We start from the raw sequence: 16988 nt of genomic DNA on the forward strand, positions 1-16988 counted from the left end.
GGCGCGCCGCACCGAGCTCGCGAGAAAGTTCTGCCGGGCGGTACACGGATCGTGCGCGTCGGCAGTCTTCAGGGTGATGGCTGACTACGAGAACTTCGTGCGGGCGCACCTGCCGCGGTTGCTGCGCTACGCGACGATGCTGACCGGGGAGCGGGAGCAGGCCGCTGACCTGGTGCAGGACGTGCTGGTCAAGGTGTACCGACGGTGGTCGCGGGTCAGTGACGCCGAACATCCCGACCGCTACGTCCTGCGGATGGTGACCAACGACTACCTGTCCTGGCGGCGCAGCCGGTCGGCGCGGCTGGTCGCCGTGGGCGATCCGCCGGATGCCGCGGGGCCGGAGGACTTCGCGTCGGTCCACGCGGTGCGCGAGGACATGTGGCAGCGGCTGGCGCGGTTGCCCCGGCGCCAGCGTGCGGTCGTGGTGCTGCGGTACTACGAGCAGTTCGCCGACGCCGATATCGCCGACCTGCTCGGCTGCGCACCGGCCACCGTGCGGGCCCACGCCCGCAAAGCCCTGACGACCCTGCGAAACGGCCTGAACGTCGACCGGATGGCTCAGGCGAAGGAGAGCTGATGGACATCGAGAACCTGATCAAGGACACCTTCACCGCCCACGAGCCCGACGCTCCCGACAGCGACCAGGTGCTGGCGGCCACCCGGCAGCGCCTCGACCGCAGGCGCGCCTTGGTGAGCCCTCCGCTCGCGGCCGGGGCCGGGGTGGTCATGCTCGTCCTGGCCGCGGGAGCCGTCGTCGCGCTGAACCGGCCCGCGCACGACAACCCGGTGGCCACGGGCAGCGGCCCGAGCAGCGGTTCGGTCGCCGTCGCGGCGCCGGCCAAGGCGGCCATCGCGGAGCTGACCATGCCCTTCTCGCTCGGCTGGCTGCCGCCGGGCAAGGCCGACTACCTCGCGCGCCGGATCAACACCGGGGCCAGTGCGGCGAACCCCGGTAGGCCGGTGTACGGCGGCGAGTACCTGCTGAACGTCACGTCCGGGGGGCAGGTTCTGCTCGTGGACGTGCAGGAAATGCGGTCGATGCCGGTCGGGGAGGCCGCCTTCAAGTCCGGTCCGGGCCGGCCGGTCACCATCGGCGGGCGGGCCGGGGTGGAGAGCTCGCGCTCCGGCGGCCCGGGCGGCTACGAGCTGTACCTGACCCACCCCGAGGGCGGCTCGCTGTACGTCAACGTGGCCGCGGAGCCGGGCAGCACGGCGTCGGCGCAGCAACTGATCGACGCCGGCCGCCGCGTCGCGGAGAACGTCGCCTTCCCGGGCACCACCACCGTCACCCCGGCGTTCGGCCTCGGCACGCTGCCCGACGGCCTGCGGATGTGTGCGTTCGACGTCGAGAAGGGTCCGAGCGGTCCGCAGACGAGCTACTCGGTGGGCACCTGCAGCACCCTGACGCCGATTCAGGTGCGCAGCGGCGAGGCCGATCAGGTCCGCGGCGACGCGGGGCAACCGGTGCAGGGACACGCGACGCGCTACCTGGACGAGAACGGTTACCGCACCCTCTGGATCCTCGAGGCCGTCCACGACGCGCCGATCGCCATCGCCGGTCGCGGCACGCAGGCGGAGCTGTACGCCATCGCCGAGCACCTCGTCCTGCCCCGCTGAGATTCCCGTGGGTCCTCTTCGGACGCATCCGAAGAGGACCCACGGGACGTCATCCGGGTCGGTCGTCGACCCGGGCCAGCACCTTGTCCGCGATCCGCCGCAGCGTGCGCAGCTCCGCGGTGGTCAAGGCGTCGGCGAACAACTCCCGCACCCGCTCCACGTGAGCGGGCGCGACTGACTCCAAGTGCGCGAAGCCCGCATCCGTCAGGATGGCCTGCGTGTACCGCCCGTTGTCCGGATCCGGTTCGCGGCGAGCGAAGCCGCGCTTCTCCAAGCGGCCGATCAGGTGGGACAGCCGGGACAGCTCCGTGTTCGCCAGCGCCGCCAGCTCGCTCATCCGCGCCCGGCGTCCGGGCTGCTCCGACAGGTGCGCGAGCACGTAGTACTCGAGGAAGCTCAGCCGCGCGTCGCGCTGCAGCTGCGTCTCCAGGGAAGCCGGGAGGCGCTGGGCGAGCCTCATGAACCCGCGCCACGCCGACAGCTCGTCGCTCGTGAGCCAGCGCTGCTCGGGTTCCGCCATGACCACAGTCTAGCTGACTTGAAAATTCACGTCGGCGTGCTAGCCTCTCACTTGAACATTCAAGTGAGAGGAACCCCTGTGAAGATCGCGATCATCCTCGGCAGCACCCGTCCCGGCCGGAAGGGCGCAGCCGTGGCCGAGTGGGTGCTGGCCAAGGCGAAGGACCGGCCGGACGCCGCCTACGAGCTGATCGACCTGCTCGACCACCCGCTGCCGCACCTGGACGAACCGGTGTCGCCCAGCCGGGGGAACTACGCCAACGACCACACCAAGGCCTGGTCCGCCAAGATCGCCGAGTTCGACGGGTTCGTCTTCGTCACCCCGGAGTACAACCACTCCACCTCGGGCGTCCTGAAGAACGCCATCGACTACCTCTACGCCGAGTGGAACAACAAAGCCGCCGCCTTCGTCTCCTACGGCGCGCTCGGCGGCGCCCGAGCCATCGAACACCTGCGGGCGATCTGCAGTGAGCTGCAGATCGCCCACGTGCGCCAGCAGCTGTCGTTCTCGCTCTTCACCGACTTCGAGAACTTCGCCGAGTTCGCGCCGTCCCCGATGCACGACGACGCTGCGTCGGTGCTGTTCGACCAGCTCGAAGCCTGGGCCGGCGCGCTCAAGACGATCCGGTGAGGCTCTACGGGCTCGAGGAGCACTTCGCCACGCCCGACGTGGTCGCGGCGTGGCGGCGGCACGACCCCGCGCTCGCCGCGCCGATGATGGGCCGGGCCGTCGCCAGTGCCGCGCTGCTCGACCTCGGCGAAGGCCGCGTCGCCGCGATGGACGACGCCGGGATCGACACCGCCGTGCTGTCGCTCACGACGCCCGGCCTGCAGGACCTCGACCCCGCCGAAGCCGTCGCCCTGCAGCGCCCTGTCAACGACGTCCTCGCCGACGCCGTCGCCCGGTTCCCGGGGCGGTTCCGGGGGTTCGCGGCTCTCGCGACGTCCACTCCGGCGGCGGCGGCCGACGAACTGCGGCGGGCCGTCACCGACCTCGGCTTCGACGGGGCGCTGGTGAACGCGAACTCCCGCGGCCAGGCCCTCGACGAGTCCCGCTTCTGGGACATCTTCGAGGCCGCCGAGGACCTGCGCGCCCCGGTGTACCTGCACCCGAGCGTGCCGGTCCCGGCGGTGACCGGGGCCTATTACCGGCGTTTCGGCGGCCCGGTGGACGAACTGCTGGCCACCGGGACGTTCGGCTGGCACTACGACGCCGGGCTGACCGCGCTCCGCCTGATCGTCGCCGGGGTTTTCGACCGGTTCCCGGGACTGCAGCTGATCCTGGGGCACTGGGGCGAGGTGGTGCTGTTCTACCTCGACCGCGTGGCGGCCCTGGACGCGGTGACATCGCTGCAGCGCCCGATCGCGGAGTACTTCCGCACGAACGTCTTCATCACCCCGGGCGGCATCGCCAGCCACCGGTACCTGCGGTGGAGCCTGGAGACCGTGGGCGCGGACCGGATCATGTACGCCTCGGACCACCCGTTCAACCGCGAGCACGGCGGCTCCGCCCGGCGGTTCGTGGCGACCGCGCCGATCGGCGACGCCGACCGGGCGCGAATCGCCCACGGGAACTGGGAAACCCTGATCGCGGGCATCCGGCGCTGAGTCCGCGGCAGTGGTCTTGACCAGCGCACTAAGGCGCCACCAAAGGCTTTCTACGCCTTCGCAGGGCACCTTTCCCGGCGGACCGCTGTCACCGGACAGCGCCGACGAGAAAAGGGGAGAGCATGAGACGTGGTCTGATCCGTGCCGTCACCGCGGTCGCCATGGCCGCCGCCGCGGCGGTCGGGGTCGTGGTCCCGGCGACGGCGGCGACCTCCGCGAAGGCCTCGCCGGCCGGTGTCGTCGCCGACGGCACCTACCGGTGGGCCAACGCCAACAGCGGGCTGTGCCTGGCCTACGCCCCGGACGCGCGGGGCGCGAACCGCCAGGAAGGCTGCGACAGCGGCGACTACACCATCTTCTGGGACGCCGTGAACGTCGGCGGCAACAACTACCGGCTCGTCAACGAGCACAACGGCCAGTGCCTGTCCATCTGGCGCGGCGACACCGGCGACAACGCCCAGGTCGGCATCTACGCCTGCGTCGACACCCCGGCGGAGGTCTTCACCCTGGTGCCGGCGACCTCGCCGGTGTTCGCAGGCGCCTACCAGCTCGTGAACGTCAACAGCGGCAAGTGCGTGGCGGTCGGCGGTGGCCGGACGAACGCGGGCGCCTGGGTGATCCAGTGGACCTGCGCGCAGAGCGGCGAGTTCATGTGGCGCCCGTACAACTAGTGCCGCGCGTTTGAGGTTCGCCGACAGCGGCTCGGCTCAAGCGCCCCAAGGCGGCCTTGGTTGCGTCTCACGCACCGAAGGCCGCCTTGGGTGCGTCTCCCTCGTGCCGGTCCGGGGGACGGTCACCGGGACCCTTCTCGTCGAGGGTTTCCAGCTGCCGCCGGACCCGGTCGGCGTCGGAGTCGCGTCCGTGCGCTCCGTACAGCTCCGCCGCTTCCCGCCACGCCTCCCGGGCCTGCTCGGGCCGGCCGAGGGCGATGTACGGGTGGCCGAGCCGGTCGAGGGTGGCGGCGGACTCGTAGGTGTTGCCCAGCCGGCGCAACAGCGTGAGCGCCTGCCGGTAGTGGTCGACGGCCCGGTCGTGGTGGCCGGTGTGGTGGTCGATGTAGCCGAGGCTGTCCAGCGTGTCCGCCTCGCCGCTGGGGTTGTCGTGCCGGCGGTGCAGGGCCAGCGCGGCCTGGCAGCACGCGCGGGCGGTGTCGTGGTCACCGAGCCGGGAGGCGTGCCAGCCCACGCCGTTGAGCGCGTGCGCTTCCCAGGCCGGCCGGTCTAGGGCGCGGCACAGCTCCAGCGCCCGGGTGGCGTGCTCCAGGGCCCGGCGGTGGTCGTCCCGCCGCTCCCACGCGCGGGCGAGCTGGTGGTGGGCGAGCGCCTGCTCGGCCGGGTCGCGGTGGCGCTCCGCCAGGGCGAGGGCCTGGTCCAGGTGCCGGCTCGCGTCTTCGTGGCGGTCCAGTTCGCCCTCGGCGCGACCGAGGTAGCGGTGCGCGCGGGCGGCGGCGAGGCCCGGCAGGTGCGCGGCGGCGGCCACCGCGGCCCGCCACGCGGAAAGGTCGTCCTGACGGTGTCCGCGGCGGGCGTGGAAGGTGGTCAGGACCCAGGCCAGCTGCCAGACGGGGGAGTGCCACGCGCGCTCCTCGGCGGCTCGCTGGGCATCCACGAGGTTGGCGTGCTCGGTCTCGAACCAGGCCATCGCCGCCGCCATGTCCCGCGGCTCGTCGGCGTCCGCACCCGGGGCGCGCGTCTCGAGCGGGACATCCGGGCGGCGGGCATCCAGCAGGCGGTCGGCGGCGTGGGCGAGGTGGAGGTAGTGGTCGAGCACGCGCCGCAGCGCCGCGTCCCGTTCGGCCGGGTCGTGCCGCCGGGTGGCGTGTTCGGTGGCGTGGAGGCGGACCAGGTCGTGCATCCGGTAGCGGCCCGGCGTGTGCTGCCGGAGCAGGCAGGCGTTCTCCAGCTCGTTGAGCAGCAGCCGGGTCGCGCCGGACGGCCGGGCCAGCAGGGCCGCGGCGGCCGGCAGCCCGATGTCGGGGCCCGGTGCCAGGCTCAGCAGGCCGAACGCGGTCCCGGCCGCGTCGGACAACGCGTGGTGGGACCAGGACAGGACGGTGCGCACGGTGGTCCGCGGATCGCCGGGGTCGAGTGCGTCCAGCCGGCCGGACCGGTCACGCAGCTCGTCCGCGAGGACGGCCAAGGGGAAGTCCGGGTGGCGGGTGGCGCGGGCGGCCACGATGCCCAGCGCCAGCGGCAGGCCCGCGCAGCAGGCCACCAGCTCGTCGACCGCCTCGGGTTCGGCGGCGACCCGGTCGTGGCCGAGGTGGCGGGTGAGCAGGTCACGGGCCTCGTGCTCGGGGATGACGTCCAGGTCGACGCAGTGCGCCCCGTGGGTGGTCACCAGCCCGCCGAGGTGGCGCCGGCTGGTGACGAGCACCGTGCAGGTCGGGCTGCCGGGCAGCAGCGGGACGACCTGGGCCGCGTCGCGGGCGTTGTCCAGCACGATCACCATGCGCTTGCCGGCCACCAGGCTGCGGTACAGCCGCACCTGGGCGTCCGGGTCGGCCGGGATCGTGCCCGGGTCGACCTCGAGGCCGTCCAGGAAACCGCGCACCGCCGTCACCAGGGGAACGGGTTGCCCGGCGGGGTCGAAACCGCGGAGGTCGACGTGCAGCTGCCCGCCCGGGAACCGGTCGAGGCGCGTGTGGGCCCAGTGCAGCGCCAGCCAGGTCTTGCCGATCCCGCCGGTCCCGCCGATCGCGGAGATCACCACCGCGCCGCCGGTCTCCGGCCGGTCGTCCAGGAGCGTGTCCAGCCGGGCCAGTTCGGCGGCGCGGCCGGTGAACAGCCGCGGCGGGGCCGGCAGCTGCCGCGGCACCGGAGTGCGGGCCGGCTCGGTGCGGACCGCGGGTGCGGCGCGGGCCGTCGGCCCGGCGAGTTCGGGGGCGGCGTGGAGGATCTGCTGGTACAGCCGGCGCAGCGGCGGGCTCGGGTGCACGCCGAGTTCGTCGGCGAGAGCGCGGCGGAGCTGTTCGTACCGCGCCAGCGCGTCGGCCTGCCGGCCACTGCGGTAGAGCGCGAGCAGGAGCTGACCGGCGAGGCGTTCGTCGAGCGGGTGGCGTTCCACGCGGTCGGACAGTTCGGCGAGCAAGCCGGCGTGCTGCCCCAGGCGCAACCGGATGTCGGCGAGGTCGAGCTCGGCGGCGTGGCGCTGTTGCAGGAGCGTGGTGCGCACCGAAGCGACCCAGGCCGTGTCCGGCACGCCCGCGAGGGGATCGCCCCGCCACAGCCCGAGCGCCTGGCCGAACGCAGCCACGGCGGCTTCGTCCCGCTCGCCGGCGCGCGTCCGCTCGACGAGGGTCCGGAACCGGTGCAGGTCGACCAGCTGCGGATCGACGACGAGCCGGTAGCCGCCCGGGTGCGTCGTGACGGCGACGTCCGGCACGGCGGCGAGTGCCTTGCGCACCAAGGCGATGCGCTGGTGAACGGCGTCGCGCGGGCGCCGGGGGAGGCGGTGCGGGCGCCACGCCCGATCGAGCAGCTGGTCGGCCGACACGACGTGGCCCGCCTCCACCAGCAGCACCGCCAGCAGGCAGCGCAGCTGGGCGAAGCCGATGTCGGCGGGCACACCGTCGACGGCGGCCTCGACCTCGCCGAGCAAGCGGAATTCCACCGTCACGCGAGCCCCTCCAGCCACCCCGACTTCCCGCACCCATACCTATCGGCCCGCGCCCGCCGGCACAACCAACGACCGGGCGAACCCGGGCCCCGCCGCACGGCGGCATGATCGTGCGTCCCGGCGCGGGCCGGCCACCGGGTCAGTTGTAGAAGTGGATGTAGCGGAAGGAGGACGTGCTGACGTCGTGGACGAGGTAGTGGCCGTCGCCGTTCCAGTTGTAGTCCTCGACCGTGATCGTGCCGCTGTGGACGCTGTCGACGATGGCGACGTGGCCGTACGTACCGTTGTCCGTCTGGGCGATGGCGCCGACCGTCGGGGTGTTGTCGACGCGGTAGCCGTCGTAGCGGGCGTTGTCGTCCCAATACTTCGCGTCACCGTAGTTGTTCGCGCTTTCGCCGTGGCGGGCGATGTTGAAGGCCGCCCAGGAGACGCACTCGCGGTTGTACATGTTCCAGTCGTCGACGACGGAATCCTGCGGGACGTTGCGCCACTTGGCCGGGTAGATGTCGCCGATGGTGCCGGCCGCGGAGGAGGCCGGGGCGGTGCCGTACCGGGCGGCCATCGAGGCGGTCCGGGCCGCGGGGGCGGCGGTCGCGGTGGCGGTGCCGCTGACGGCGAAGGCGATGACGGCGGCGAAGGCGAGCAGGACGCGGGACGGTCGGCGCATGATGACGCCCTTCCTATCCGGGGAGTGTGTGCGCCGTGACGGTAAGTCCATGATCACGGTGGGCCCATACCTTTGTGAACGACGCGTCGCCGCCGGGACGAACGCCCAGGTCGACGTGGGTCGTTCACAGAATTGCCGTCACCACCGCCAGCCGGTGCCGTAGATGCCGGGCCGGACGTCGCGCAGCGCGAGCGTCGCCGTGCGGGTGCCGCCGGCCGACAACGGGGTGCCGGGGTGCTCGGGGCCACCCAGTCCTCGCTGCTCGAAGGAACGGATGCTTCGGGGCTCCCGCGGCCCGAAGCCCACCTGGCAGACGTATTCGGTGATCGGCCGGGTGAACCGGCGGTGGTAGTGGTCGATCGGGGGCCCGGGCGGGAAGCGGATCTCGTACTCCACCACCGTCACCGCGCCCAGCGCGAGCGGGTGCGTGAGACGCAGCTCGCCGGCGACCATGCCGGTCTCGCGGTCCACGCAGACCTGCCCGAGCCGGGCCGACCGGACGTAGTGGTAGCGCGGCTCGGCGGTGAGGAACGAGTCGGCCTGGTAGTAGGTCATCAGCCGGTCCACGCCGTCGACGGCGGCTTCGGCGACCATGCGGACCTGCAGCGCGCGCTCGCCGCCGTGCTCGTCGAGCAGCATCCGGTCGTGGATCGACCAGAACACCAGCTGGCCGTCCGGCGGCGGTTTCAGCTCGCCGGCGAAGGCCCGCAGCTGCGGCCACAGCCGGCCGCGCTCGATCCGGCCGGTGGGTTCGCCGAGCCAGCGCCCGCGGGGTGCCTTGGGGCCGAGCCGCGAGGTCAGCGTCCCGGCTTCGAGCCCGAGCACCGACTCCAGGTGCGTGACGGCGACCATCGACGTCTCGCGTTCGGGCTGGGACCGGCCGCGCCGCCAGTAGGACAGTGCCGAGCGCGAGAGCCGCACCCCGCGGGCGGCGAGGTGGTGCTGGAGCCGATCGAGGGACAGCCCGGATTCGTCGATCGCGGCGTCCAGCGTGACCGCGAACGAGCCCGGCGACGGCCGATTCACCCGTCCAGCATGATCAGGAAGGCGGCGCTGCGGAACCAACGAAAGTCCTGCTCCTCGCCCTCGCGTCCCAAGGCGTGGACAGATCACCGACGAACGGCGGTGGCCGGCCGGGTTCGCGGGCGGCACAGTGGGCGCCGTGCCGCCACCCCGTGAGTCGTTCGCCGGGGCCCTGGACGCCGCGATCAGCGACGCCGGGCTGACGCTGGACCGCGTCCGCGAACACCTGGCCGCACGCGGGGTGTCGGTCTCGCGCAGCGCGCTGGTGTACTGGCGCATGGGGCGGTCGAAGCCCGAGCGTGAAGCGTCGCTGCGCGCGGTCGTCGAACTCGAGCGGGTGCTCGGGCTGAGCGTCGGCGCGCTCACCTCGTTGCTCGGACCGGAAGAACGGCGGTGCCTCCGGCGGGGCAGCCGGACGCCGCTGCTGGAGCGGCGCCGGCTGTGGCCCTCGGTGCGGCCGGCGGCTCTCGACTTCGAACTCCCGCCCGAGGACGACGTCCGGCTGAGGTCGGTGCACGACGAGCTCGTCGTCGACGACGACCACCAGGAACGGCTGCTCCGGGTCCGGGTGGTCGCCGAGGCCACGACGGACGGCGTCACCCGGCTGCCGGTGTATTACCAGACCGAGGACCTCACCCGGCCGCCGCCGCGCTTCGCCGCCGTGTTCTGCTGCCGGGCGGGCCGCGTCCGCCGGGACGCGGGCAGCGGCCTGCTGGTGGCCGAGCTGTGCTTCGACCGCGAGCTGGCCGCCGGGGACGTCGCCGCCGTGGAGTACGAGCTCGTGTTCCCCCGCGGCCTGCCGGTGCTCGGCTACCACCGCAGACTGACCCGGCCGGCTTCGATGTACACGTGTCACGTGCAGTTCGGCCGGACCGTCCCGCGCAGCGTCGAACGCTTCGAGCGACGGGATCTCGCGGCCCCGCGCCGCAGGGTCGAACGGCTGCGCCCGGCGGGCGGCCGGGGCGTGACCGTGGCCGCCCGCAATGTCGCTGCGGGGATCATCGGTGTCGAGTGGGTGTGGTAGCAATTCTGTGAACACGGCCCGTTGAGCAGCGGATATCGCTCCGGCGCAGTGTGGTCGTCACTTCTCCTGGAGATTCGGGAAGCCGGTTTCCTACGGTCCGTGGTGCTGTATTCCTCCTCACCTCCCCGGAGCAGCACATGCGAAAACCAGCTCTGCTCGCCGCCGTTTTCCTGGCGACGGCGGTCATCTCCCCACCGCCGGCCTCGGCCGCGCCCCCGCCGCTGGTGCCGCTGGGCACGGCTCCCGCCGTCCCCGCCGGCGCCACGGCCGACAGCACGGCGGTGCCCGGGAACGTCACGGTGTCCGTCGCGCTGAAACCCCGGGACGCGGCGGGTGCCGAACGGTACGTCGCCGCCACGGCCGACCCGGCTTCCCCGCTGTACCACCGCTACCTGAGCGCCGCGGAGTACACCGAGCGGTTCGGGCCGTCCCCCGGCGCGGTCGACCAGGTGCGGGCGTACCTGACCGGCAAGGGCCTGCGGGTCGGCGACGTGACGGGCAACCGGCAGGTCGTCACCGCGTCCGGCTCGCCGGAGGCAGTCGGGAACGCCTTCACCACAACGATTTCCGGCTTCCGTTCGGCGACCGGTGCGCGGTTCTTCAACGCCACCAAGCCAACCGCGGTGCCGGCGGACATCGCTTCGGTTGTGCGCGGGGTCACCGGCCTGACGAACCGGCCGGCCGCGCACCGGGCGGGGTCGCCCGCGGGGCCGGCCGGGCCCGCCGGCGGGTACACCCCGGCGCAGCTGCGCACCGCCTACAGCATGAGCGGCCTCTCCGGCGCCTACGACGGTTCGGGCGAGACGGTCGGGCTGATCGAGTTCGACACCTTCAAGCAGTCCGACATCGACGCGTGGACGCAGTACTTCAAGCAGCCGGCCGTCACCCCGGAGATCGTCAAGGTCGACGGCGGGGTCAGCAGCCCGGGCAGCGACCAGCTGGAGGTCACCCTCGACGTCCAGGCCGTCGCCGCCACCGCGCCGAAGGCCAAGCAGGTCGTCTACACCGCGCCCAACTCCGACCAGGCGTGGGTGCACGAGATGGCGCAGATCGCGTCGGACAACAAGATCACCGTCCTGTCCGGCTCGTGGCTCAACGGCGAGGTCTGCGAGTCCGACCCGATCGCGGCTTCGCACGACTCCTACACCCAGCTCGCCGCCCAGGGCGTCACGCTGCTTTCGGCGTCGGGCGACTGGGGCGGCACCGGCTGCGGCTACCAGGGCGACAACAAGACGATCCAGGCCGACTACCCGGCCAGTGACCCGCTGTTCACCGGCGTCGGCGGCACGCAGCTGCGGACGTCCGACAGCGCGGGCACCTGGCAGGCGGAGTCGTGCTGGAACCAGGGCAGCAGCGGCAACACCCGCTCCGGCGGCGGCTACTCGAAGATCTACGCGCGGCCGGACTGGCAGCCGGGCACGAACCAGTACCGCTCGGTACCGGACGTCTCGCTGCTGGCCGACTACGGCGCCGGCGCGCTCTCGGTGTACATGAACGGCGGCTGGCAGGACGTCGGCGGCACCAGCCTGTCCTCGCCCCTGTGGGCCGGGTACGTCGCGATGCTGAACCAGAAGTCGCTCGGCGGCGGCAAGGCGCGGCTCGGGCAGCTGAACCCGAACATCTACAAGATCGCCGGTTCTTCCGACTACGCCTCGACGTTCCACGACGTCACCGCCGGCGGCAACGGCACCTACAACGCGGGCACCGGCTACGACCTGTGCACCGGCTGGGGTTCCCCGAAGGCGGACGCGCTCGGCGCGAAGCTGACCGGCGGTGACACCCCGCCGCCGCCTCCGTCCGGCGACTTCAGCCTGTCCGCTTCGCCGTCCTCGGGAAGCGTCGCTGCCGGTGGCTCGGTGAGCACCACGGTCACCGCGACCGCCACGACCGCGGTGTCGCCCGCCGCGTCGCCGAGCGTCGTGGGCGGCTCGCCGACGACGACGGCCGCGCACCCGTTCCTCGTCTCGATGCGGCGTGAGGGCTCGGCGTTCCCGGGCCAGCAGTCCTGCACGGCCACGCTGTTCGGGCCGCACACCGTGCTGCTGGCCGCGCACTGCCTGCTGGAGAAGGCGGGCCACAAGTGGTTCGTCTACGGCGCCGACGACCTCACGCAGAACACCGGCACCACCGCGGAAATCGCGTCGCAGTGGGTGCACCCGGGCTACACCGACTGGAGCGCGGGCGCCGACATCGCGGTCGTCACCCTCGACCGGGACATGCCGGTCCCGGCCGGGATCACCTACCCGAAGCTGAACACCGACCCGAGCCTCGAAGCGGCCGGGACGAAGGGCATCTCCATCGGCTGGGGCGAGACGGGCGCCAACACCTACACCAACGTCCTGCGCCAGGCCGACGTCCCGGTGGCGGCCGACAGCGCCTGCAAGGGCCGGTACACCGACCCGCAGGGGCAGGAGCAGTACAAGACCCCGGCGATGCTGTGCACCGGCTACGCCGACCACCACGCCGGTGCGTGCGTCGGCGACAGCGGCGGTCCGTACCTGGTCGGCAACGCGGTCGTGGGCGTGTTCTCGTGGATGTCGACCGGGTGCGACTGGTACGCGGTCTACGCGCGCGTGTCGACCTACGCCGCCGACATCGCCCCGCACCTGCCCGGCGGTGACACCCCGCCGCCCTCCGGCGCGATCAGCCTGACGGCGTCGGGCCTGCCCGCGGGCGCGACGGCGGCGTTCAGCCCGGCGAGCGTGGACCTGGGCGGCCACTCGACGCTCACGGTCACCACGAGCGCGAGCACGCCGGCCGGGACCTACGACGTCACGATCTCCGGCAAGAGCGCGAAGTCGACGCAGACGGCCCGCTACAGCCTGACGGTGACGGGCGGGCAGAACGCCGACCTCAAGCTGGCCAACCCGGGTAACCAGAGCAGCTGGACCGGGCAGCCGGTGAACCTGCCGCTGCAGGCCACCGGCGGCTCCGGCGGGTACCGGTGGTCCTCGACCGCATTGGCGCCCGGGCTGAGCCTCGACCCGGCGAGCGGCGTCATCTCCGGCACGCCGACCCGGGCGGACAGCCGGCAGGTCACGGTGACGGTGACCGACTCGTCGGGAAAGAAGGCGTCGACGGCGTTCTTCTGGTTCGTGTTCGGCTGAGCCCCTCCCACCAGGCGGTGCCACCCCCGGGGACGGGGTGGCACCGCCGTCCACTTCGGCCTGCTGTCACAGGGCGCCGAGCTTCGCGGGGAACTTCTGGATGGTGGCGGTGGTGGTGTCCGGCTCGTCCGGCAGCACCAGGTCGACCGGGTTCTGGAGCTGGTACAGATCGCCCCGCGGCGGGAACTGGGTGAGCCGGCCGACCAGCTGGGCGGGGTTCTTGGTGACCAGCACCAGCGGCTCGCGCCGGGCGTCGGGCTGGTCGACGGTCATGGTGAACGACAGCACCATGATCTGCTCGTAACGCGGCGGGAACTGCTGAGTGCGCCGGAGCAGGCTCGGGGCGTCGACGTCGACGTCGTCCTGTTCCAGGGTGATCGTGCCACCGCTGCGCCGGAAGCCGCCGCGATCGCCGCCGGGCAGTTCGCCGCTCACCTTGAACCCGACGATCCGCAGCCGCCTGCTGTTGACCGGGTCGTCCGGGTTCACGTCGACCCGCACCTTGATGCCGCCCCGGAAATCGACGGTGACCAGTGAGCTCCGGATCTGCACGGGCGTGTTCAGTGCCAGGATGCTCATCGGGATTTCCGCCCCGACCGGCGGCAGGTCGTCCTGCCTGGGAGTGACGGCGTGGGCGGCCGGCGTCCCGCCGACCAGCAGCACGGCCGCCATGCCGGCCGCCGCCACGGACCACGACCGGGCAAATCGCTTGACCTGGGCAAACACGACGCTCACCTTTCCTGAGAACGATCTTCCGACCTCCTCACCCTCGGGCACCGCGAACCGCCACGCCAACCCCATTCACCCCGCGGTGGAATGACCCCCGCGCCGACGGCCGGAGAGCGCGCGAATACCCGGGCGAACACGGACGAATCCGGGTGGCAAACCGCAGTGGCCGCCACACCGGGACCTGTTCAAGGGTGGTCGAATCCTTTGCGGGGCGGTTCGAGGCGACGAGCCTGGTCACCTGCTAGCCGGCCGGTCGGGCCCGCCCGCACCCACCGCGGCCGGGCCCGGCCGGGTGGGCGGTCGCAGGCCGCTCCGCCGCACCGATCAGGTTTTCGCGCCGCGCCCGTCTGTACTCGTGAGATCGACTCACGAGAGGCTGGCACGATGCGGAAACTGATCTTCGGCATGAACCTGAGCCTGGACGGCTACGTCGCCGCGCCGGGTGACGACCTGGGCTGGAGTGCGCCGAGTGACGAGCTGTTCGAATGGTGGCTCGAGCGGGAGCGGGCGATCGGCCTCTTCCTGTACGGGCGCAAGCTGTGGGAGACGATGAGCTCCTACTGGCCCACCGGCGACGAGCAGCCGGGCGCCACCCCGGCGCAGGTCGAGTTCGCGCGGAACTGGCGGGACACGCCGAAGGTCGTGTTCTCGTCGACCACCGGCGAGGCCGGCTGGAACACCCGCGTGGTGACCGGCGACGCGGTGGAGGAGATCACCCGGCTCAAGGCGGGGGACGGCGGGCCGATGCGGGTGGGTGGCCCGGCGCTCGCCGGGGCGGCCGTGCGGGCCGGGCTGGTCGACGAGTACGAGATCGTGACCCACCCGGTGCTGCTGGGCGGCGGCACCCCGTTCTTCACCGCGGTCGACCGCTGGGTGAACCTGCAGCTGGCCGAGACGCGGACGTTCCCCGGCGGCGTGGTGCTGACCCGGTACGTAACGAAGCCGGCACAGGCTTGACGGGGCCGACCGGCCCGCGGCTCGTCACAGTGCCGCGGGCAGGTCGAGCCAGGGTTCGCCGGCGGCCTCGAAGCCGGTGAGCTCGGCGATCTTGCCCTCGGCGACGCGCAGGACCGCGACGGCGAACAGCCGGTGCTCCGCGTCGCCGGGGGTGCGCAGGTACAGCGCGGCGGCAGGCATGCGGTTGAACGTCGTGGGGATGCCGCGCCAGTCGTCGTGGCCGGGCTGGAAGAGCCCGCCGGAGACCCAGCCGTCGACGGCGTCCTCGGCCGTCGTGGTCACGGTGCCCGGATCGGGCAGCATCGCGAAGCGCAGTTCGTTGCGCAGCAGGGACTTCAGCCCGTCGAGGTCGTTGCGCTCGTGGGCGTCGATGTAGGACTTGACCACTTCGCGCTCGGCGTCCGACAGCTCGTGGGTGGCGGGGCTGCGCCAGTCGAGGCGGCGGCCGGGCAGCTGTTCGCGCATGGTCACGCGCGCCCGCTGCAGGGCGCTGGTCACCGACGCGACGGTCAGCCCGAGTGCGTCGGCGGCCTGCGGCGCGGGCCAGCCGAGGACGTCGCGCAGGACGAGCACCGCCCGCTGCCGCGGCGGCAGGTGCTGGACGGCGACGATGAACGCCAGCTCGACGGTTTCCCGCGCGACCACCGATTCCTGCGGGTCTTCGGGGAGCATGCGGTCGGGGTACGGCTGCAGGTGCGGCAGTTCCGAGCCCGGCAGCGCGGACGGCACCGGGGTGCGTTTGCCGAGGAAGTCGAGGCAGGCGTTCGTCGCGATCCGGTACAGCCAGGTCCGCAGCGCGGCGTGGCCCTTGAACGACTCCCGCTTGTGCCACGCCCGCAGGAACGTCTCCTGCGTCATGTCCTGGGCGTCCTCGTAGTTCGCGAGCATCCGGTAGCAGTGCACCTGCAGCTCACGCCGGTGGCGCTCGGTGATCAACGCGAACCGCGCCGGGTCGCCGGAGCGGGCGGCGGCGATGAAGGCGGCCTCGTCGGCGTCCAGCGGTCCGGCGTCGTTCATGGTCGCCGATCCTGCCACGGGTGGGAGGGGGAAGGCTTTCGACCAGGTTGAAATCCCTCGTACTCCCGCTCCGGATTGTGGTTGGCTGTAACCGACAGCAGCGTGCACAGGGGGGATCACATGAGAGTTCGTCCCAGAGTCTTCGCGGTTCTGGCCGCCGGAGTCCTGGCGCTCGGCGCCGCACCCGCCCAAGCGAGTGCCGACACCCTGGTTGCCGAGCCCACCGTGACTTCGGCCGAGTACCCCGACGACGGTGCCTGGCACCCCGGGGCCGGCGTGCCGGGCTCGTTCACCTTCGGCGCCAACGGCGACGACGCCGTCGTGGGGTTCTACTACGGGAACAGCGATCCCGCGACCACCTTCGTGGCGGCGGACCACCCCGGCGGGTCGGCGACCGTCTCCTACACCCCGCAGTCCTCCGGCCCGGACAACCTCTACGTGGCGAGCGTCGACGGCGCCGGCAACCGGTCGGCTCAGCACGTGCACCGCTTCTACGTGCAGTCGACCGAGCCGCGGGTCAGCGGGCCGCGGGAGACCGGGGTCGGTGTGCCTGCCCAGTTCCGCTTCACGCCCGGCCTGGCCGATGTCGTCTCCTACACCTACCGGATCGACAACGGGCCGGAGACCACCGTCGCGGCTTCGGCCGGCGGCACCACGACCGCGGACGTCGTCACGGCGAACCTCGGTTCCCACACGCTCAAGGTGTGGAGCACCACCGGCACGGGCCTGCGGTCCGGCACCGCGAGCACGACCTACACGGCCAGTGACGCTCCGCTGGTGGCGAGCACGGTCTACCCGGACTCCCAGAGCGGCGGCGGTCCCGGCGTCCCCGGCGTCTTCACCCTGACGCCCCGCACGCCCGGCGTCGTCGACTACGTCTACTACCTCGACTGGGACTACGACAACCCGATCGTGGTCCCGGCCGGCGCCGACGGCGGGGCGAGCTTCACCTTCACGCCCGACGCGTCGGGCTTCCACGACCTCGAGGTCCACAGCCGGACCGCCGCCGGCACGCAGTCGAACGTCGGCCGCGAGTACTACATCCTGGTGAAGTAGGCCGGCTCGCCGAACCCCGGCCGCCGCTCTCACCGAGCGGCGGCCG

The 16988-nt window shown here is 72.5% G+C and carries 15 protein-coding genes; 9 read left to right on the top strand and 6 right to left on the bottom strand.

All coding sequences use genetic code 11. The features are described 5' to 3' along the window. Window positions 1-76 precede the first annotated feature (76 nt). Both ACLJPY_RS30765 and ACLJPY_RS30770 read left to right on the top strand, forming a co-directional pair. Window positions 77-577 (top strand): SigE family RNA polymerase sigma factor, encoded by a 501-nt coding sequence (locus ACLJPY_RS30765; protein ID WP_410593691.1) that lies wholly within the window; start codon window positions 77-79, stop codon window positions 575-577. Continuing rightward, a complete protein-coding gene (locus ACLJPY_RS30770; protein WP_410593692.1) occupies window positions 577-1617 on the top strand; it encodes a hypothetical protein in 1041 nt (346 codons plus the stop codon). Before ACLJPY_RS30765 ends, ACLJPY_RS30770 begins: the two co-directional genes overlap by 1 nt. Window positions 1618-1666: 49 nt before the next feature. On the opposite strand, the gene ACLJPY_RS30775 is transcribed toward ACLJPY_RS30770, so the two are convergent. After that, window positions 1667-2137, bottom strand: a complete 471-nt coding sequence (locus ACLJPY_RS30775) for a MarR family winged helix-turn-helix transcriptional regulator (RefSeq protein WP_410593694.1) — start codon at window positions 2135-2137, stop codon at window positions 1667-1669. A 78-nt stretch (window positions 2138-2215) separates the two neighbouring features. On the opposite strand from ACLJPY_RS30775, the gene ACLJPY_RS30780 reads away from it, so the two are divergent. The 3 genes from ACLJPY_RS30780 to ACLJPY_RS30790 all read left to right on the top strand — a co-directional run bounded on the left by ACLJPY_RS30780 (window position 2216) and on the right by ACLJPY_RS30790 (window position 4415). Continuing rightward, the gene (locus ACLJPY_RS30780; RefSeq protein WP_410593695.1) at window positions 2216-2767 is read left to right on the top strand and encodes an NADPH-dependent FMN reductase; all 552 of its coding nucleotides are present in this window, start codon (window positions 2216-2218) and stop codon (window positions 2765-2767) included. Continuing rightward, the gene (locus tag ACLJPY_RS30785; protein WP_410593697.1) at window positions 2764-3744 is read left to right on the top strand and encodes an amidohydrolase family protein; all 981 of its coding nucleotides are present in this window, start codon (window positions 2764-2766) and stop codon (window positions 3742-3744) included. The genes ACLJPY_RS30780 and ACLJPY_RS30785 overlap by 4 nt, the downstream gene beginning before the upstream one ends. 122 nt (window positions 3745-3866) lie before the next feature. Next, window positions 3867-4415 carry an RICIN domain-containing protein gene (locus tag ACLJPY_RS30790; protein ID WP_410593698.1) on the top strand — a complete coding sequence of 183 codons (549 nt, stop codon included), beginning with the start codon at window positions 3867-3869 and terminating at the stop codon, window positions 4413-4415. 67 nt (window positions 4416-4482) lie between these two features. Here ACLJPY_RS30790 and ACLJPY_RS30795 read toward each other — a convergent pair whose 3' ends face one another. The 3 genes from ACLJPY_RS30795 to ACLJPY_RS30805 form a co-directional block, all read right to left on the bottom strand. Next, entirely contained in the window at window positions 4483-7362 is a 2880-nt protein-coding gene (locus ACLJPY_RS30795; RefSeq protein ID WP_410593699.1) for a BTAD domain-containing putative transcriptional regulator, read from the bottom strand. Window positions 7363-7501: 139 nt separating this feature from the next. Further along, window positions 7502-8029, bottom strand: a complete 528-nt coding sequence (locus ACLJPY_RS30800; protein ID WP_410593700.1) for a CHAP domain-containing protein — start codon at window positions 8027-8029, stop codon at window positions 7502-7504. Between the two features lie 138 nt (window positions 8030-8167). Next, window positions 8168-9055, bottom strand: coding sequence for an XRE family transcriptional regulator (locus ACLJPY_RS30805; protein ID WP_410593701.1), 888 nt, complete (start codon window positions 9053-9055; stop codon window positions 8168-8170). Window positions 9056-9191: 136 nt separating this feature from the next. Here ACLJPY_RS30805 and ACLJPY_RS30810 point away from each other — a divergent pair, with 136 nt between their 5' ends. Next, window positions 9192-10076, top strand: coding sequence for an XRE family transcriptional regulator (locus tag ACLJPY_RS30810; protein ID WP_410593702.1), 885 nt, complete (start codon window positions 9192-9194; stop codon window positions 10074-10076). Between the two features lie 137 nt (window positions 10077-10213). Next, the gene (locus ACLJPY_RS30815; protein WP_410593704.1) at window positions 10214-13183 is read left to right on the top strand and encodes a trypsin-like serine protease; all 2970 of its coding nucleotides are present in this window, start codon (window positions 10214-10216) and stop codon (window positions 13181-13183) included. 66 nt (window positions 13184-13249) lie between these two features. On the opposite strand, the gene ACLJPY_RS30820 is transcribed toward ACLJPY_RS30815, so the two are convergent. Then, window positions 13250-13909 (bottom strand): hypothetical protein, encoded by a 660-nt coding sequence (locus ACLJPY_RS30820; protein ID WP_410593705.1) that lies wholly within the window; start codon window positions 13907-13909, stop codon window positions 13250-13252. A 387-nt stretch (window positions 13910-14296) separates the two neighbouring features. On the opposite strand from ACLJPY_RS30820, the gene ACLJPY_RS30825 reads away from it, so the two are divergent. Next, on the top strand, window positions 14297-14869 hold the full coding sequence (locus ACLJPY_RS30825; protein WP_410593707.1) for a dihydrofolate reductase family protein: 573 nt from the start codon (window positions 14297-14299) through the stop codon (window positions 14867-14869). A 24-nt stretch (window positions 14870-14893) separates the two neighbouring features. Here ACLJPY_RS30825 and ACLJPY_RS30830 read toward each other — a convergent pair whose 3' ends face one another. Beyond that, window positions 14894-15886, bottom strand: a complete 993-nt coding sequence (locus tag ACLJPY_RS30830; RefSeq protein WP_410593709.1) for an RNA polymerase subunit sigma-70 — start codon at window positions 15884-15886, stop codon at window positions 14894-14896. Between the two features lie 120 nt (window positions 15887-16006). Between ACLJPY_RS30830 and ACLJPY_RS30835 the strand changes: the two genes are divergently transcribed. Further along, window positions 16007-16942, top strand: coding sequence for a hypothetical protein (locus tag ACLJPY_RS30835; protein ID WP_410593710.1), 936 nt, complete (start codon window positions 16007-16009; stop codon window positions 16940-16942). Window positions 16943-16988: the final 46 nt, after the last annotated feature.

It is taken from the genome of Amycolatopsis sp. lyj-23 (assembly GCF_046549135.1).
Taxonomy (GTDB): domain Bacteria; phylum Actinomycetota; class Actinomycetes; order Mycobacteriales; family Pseudonocardiaceae; genus Amycolatopsis.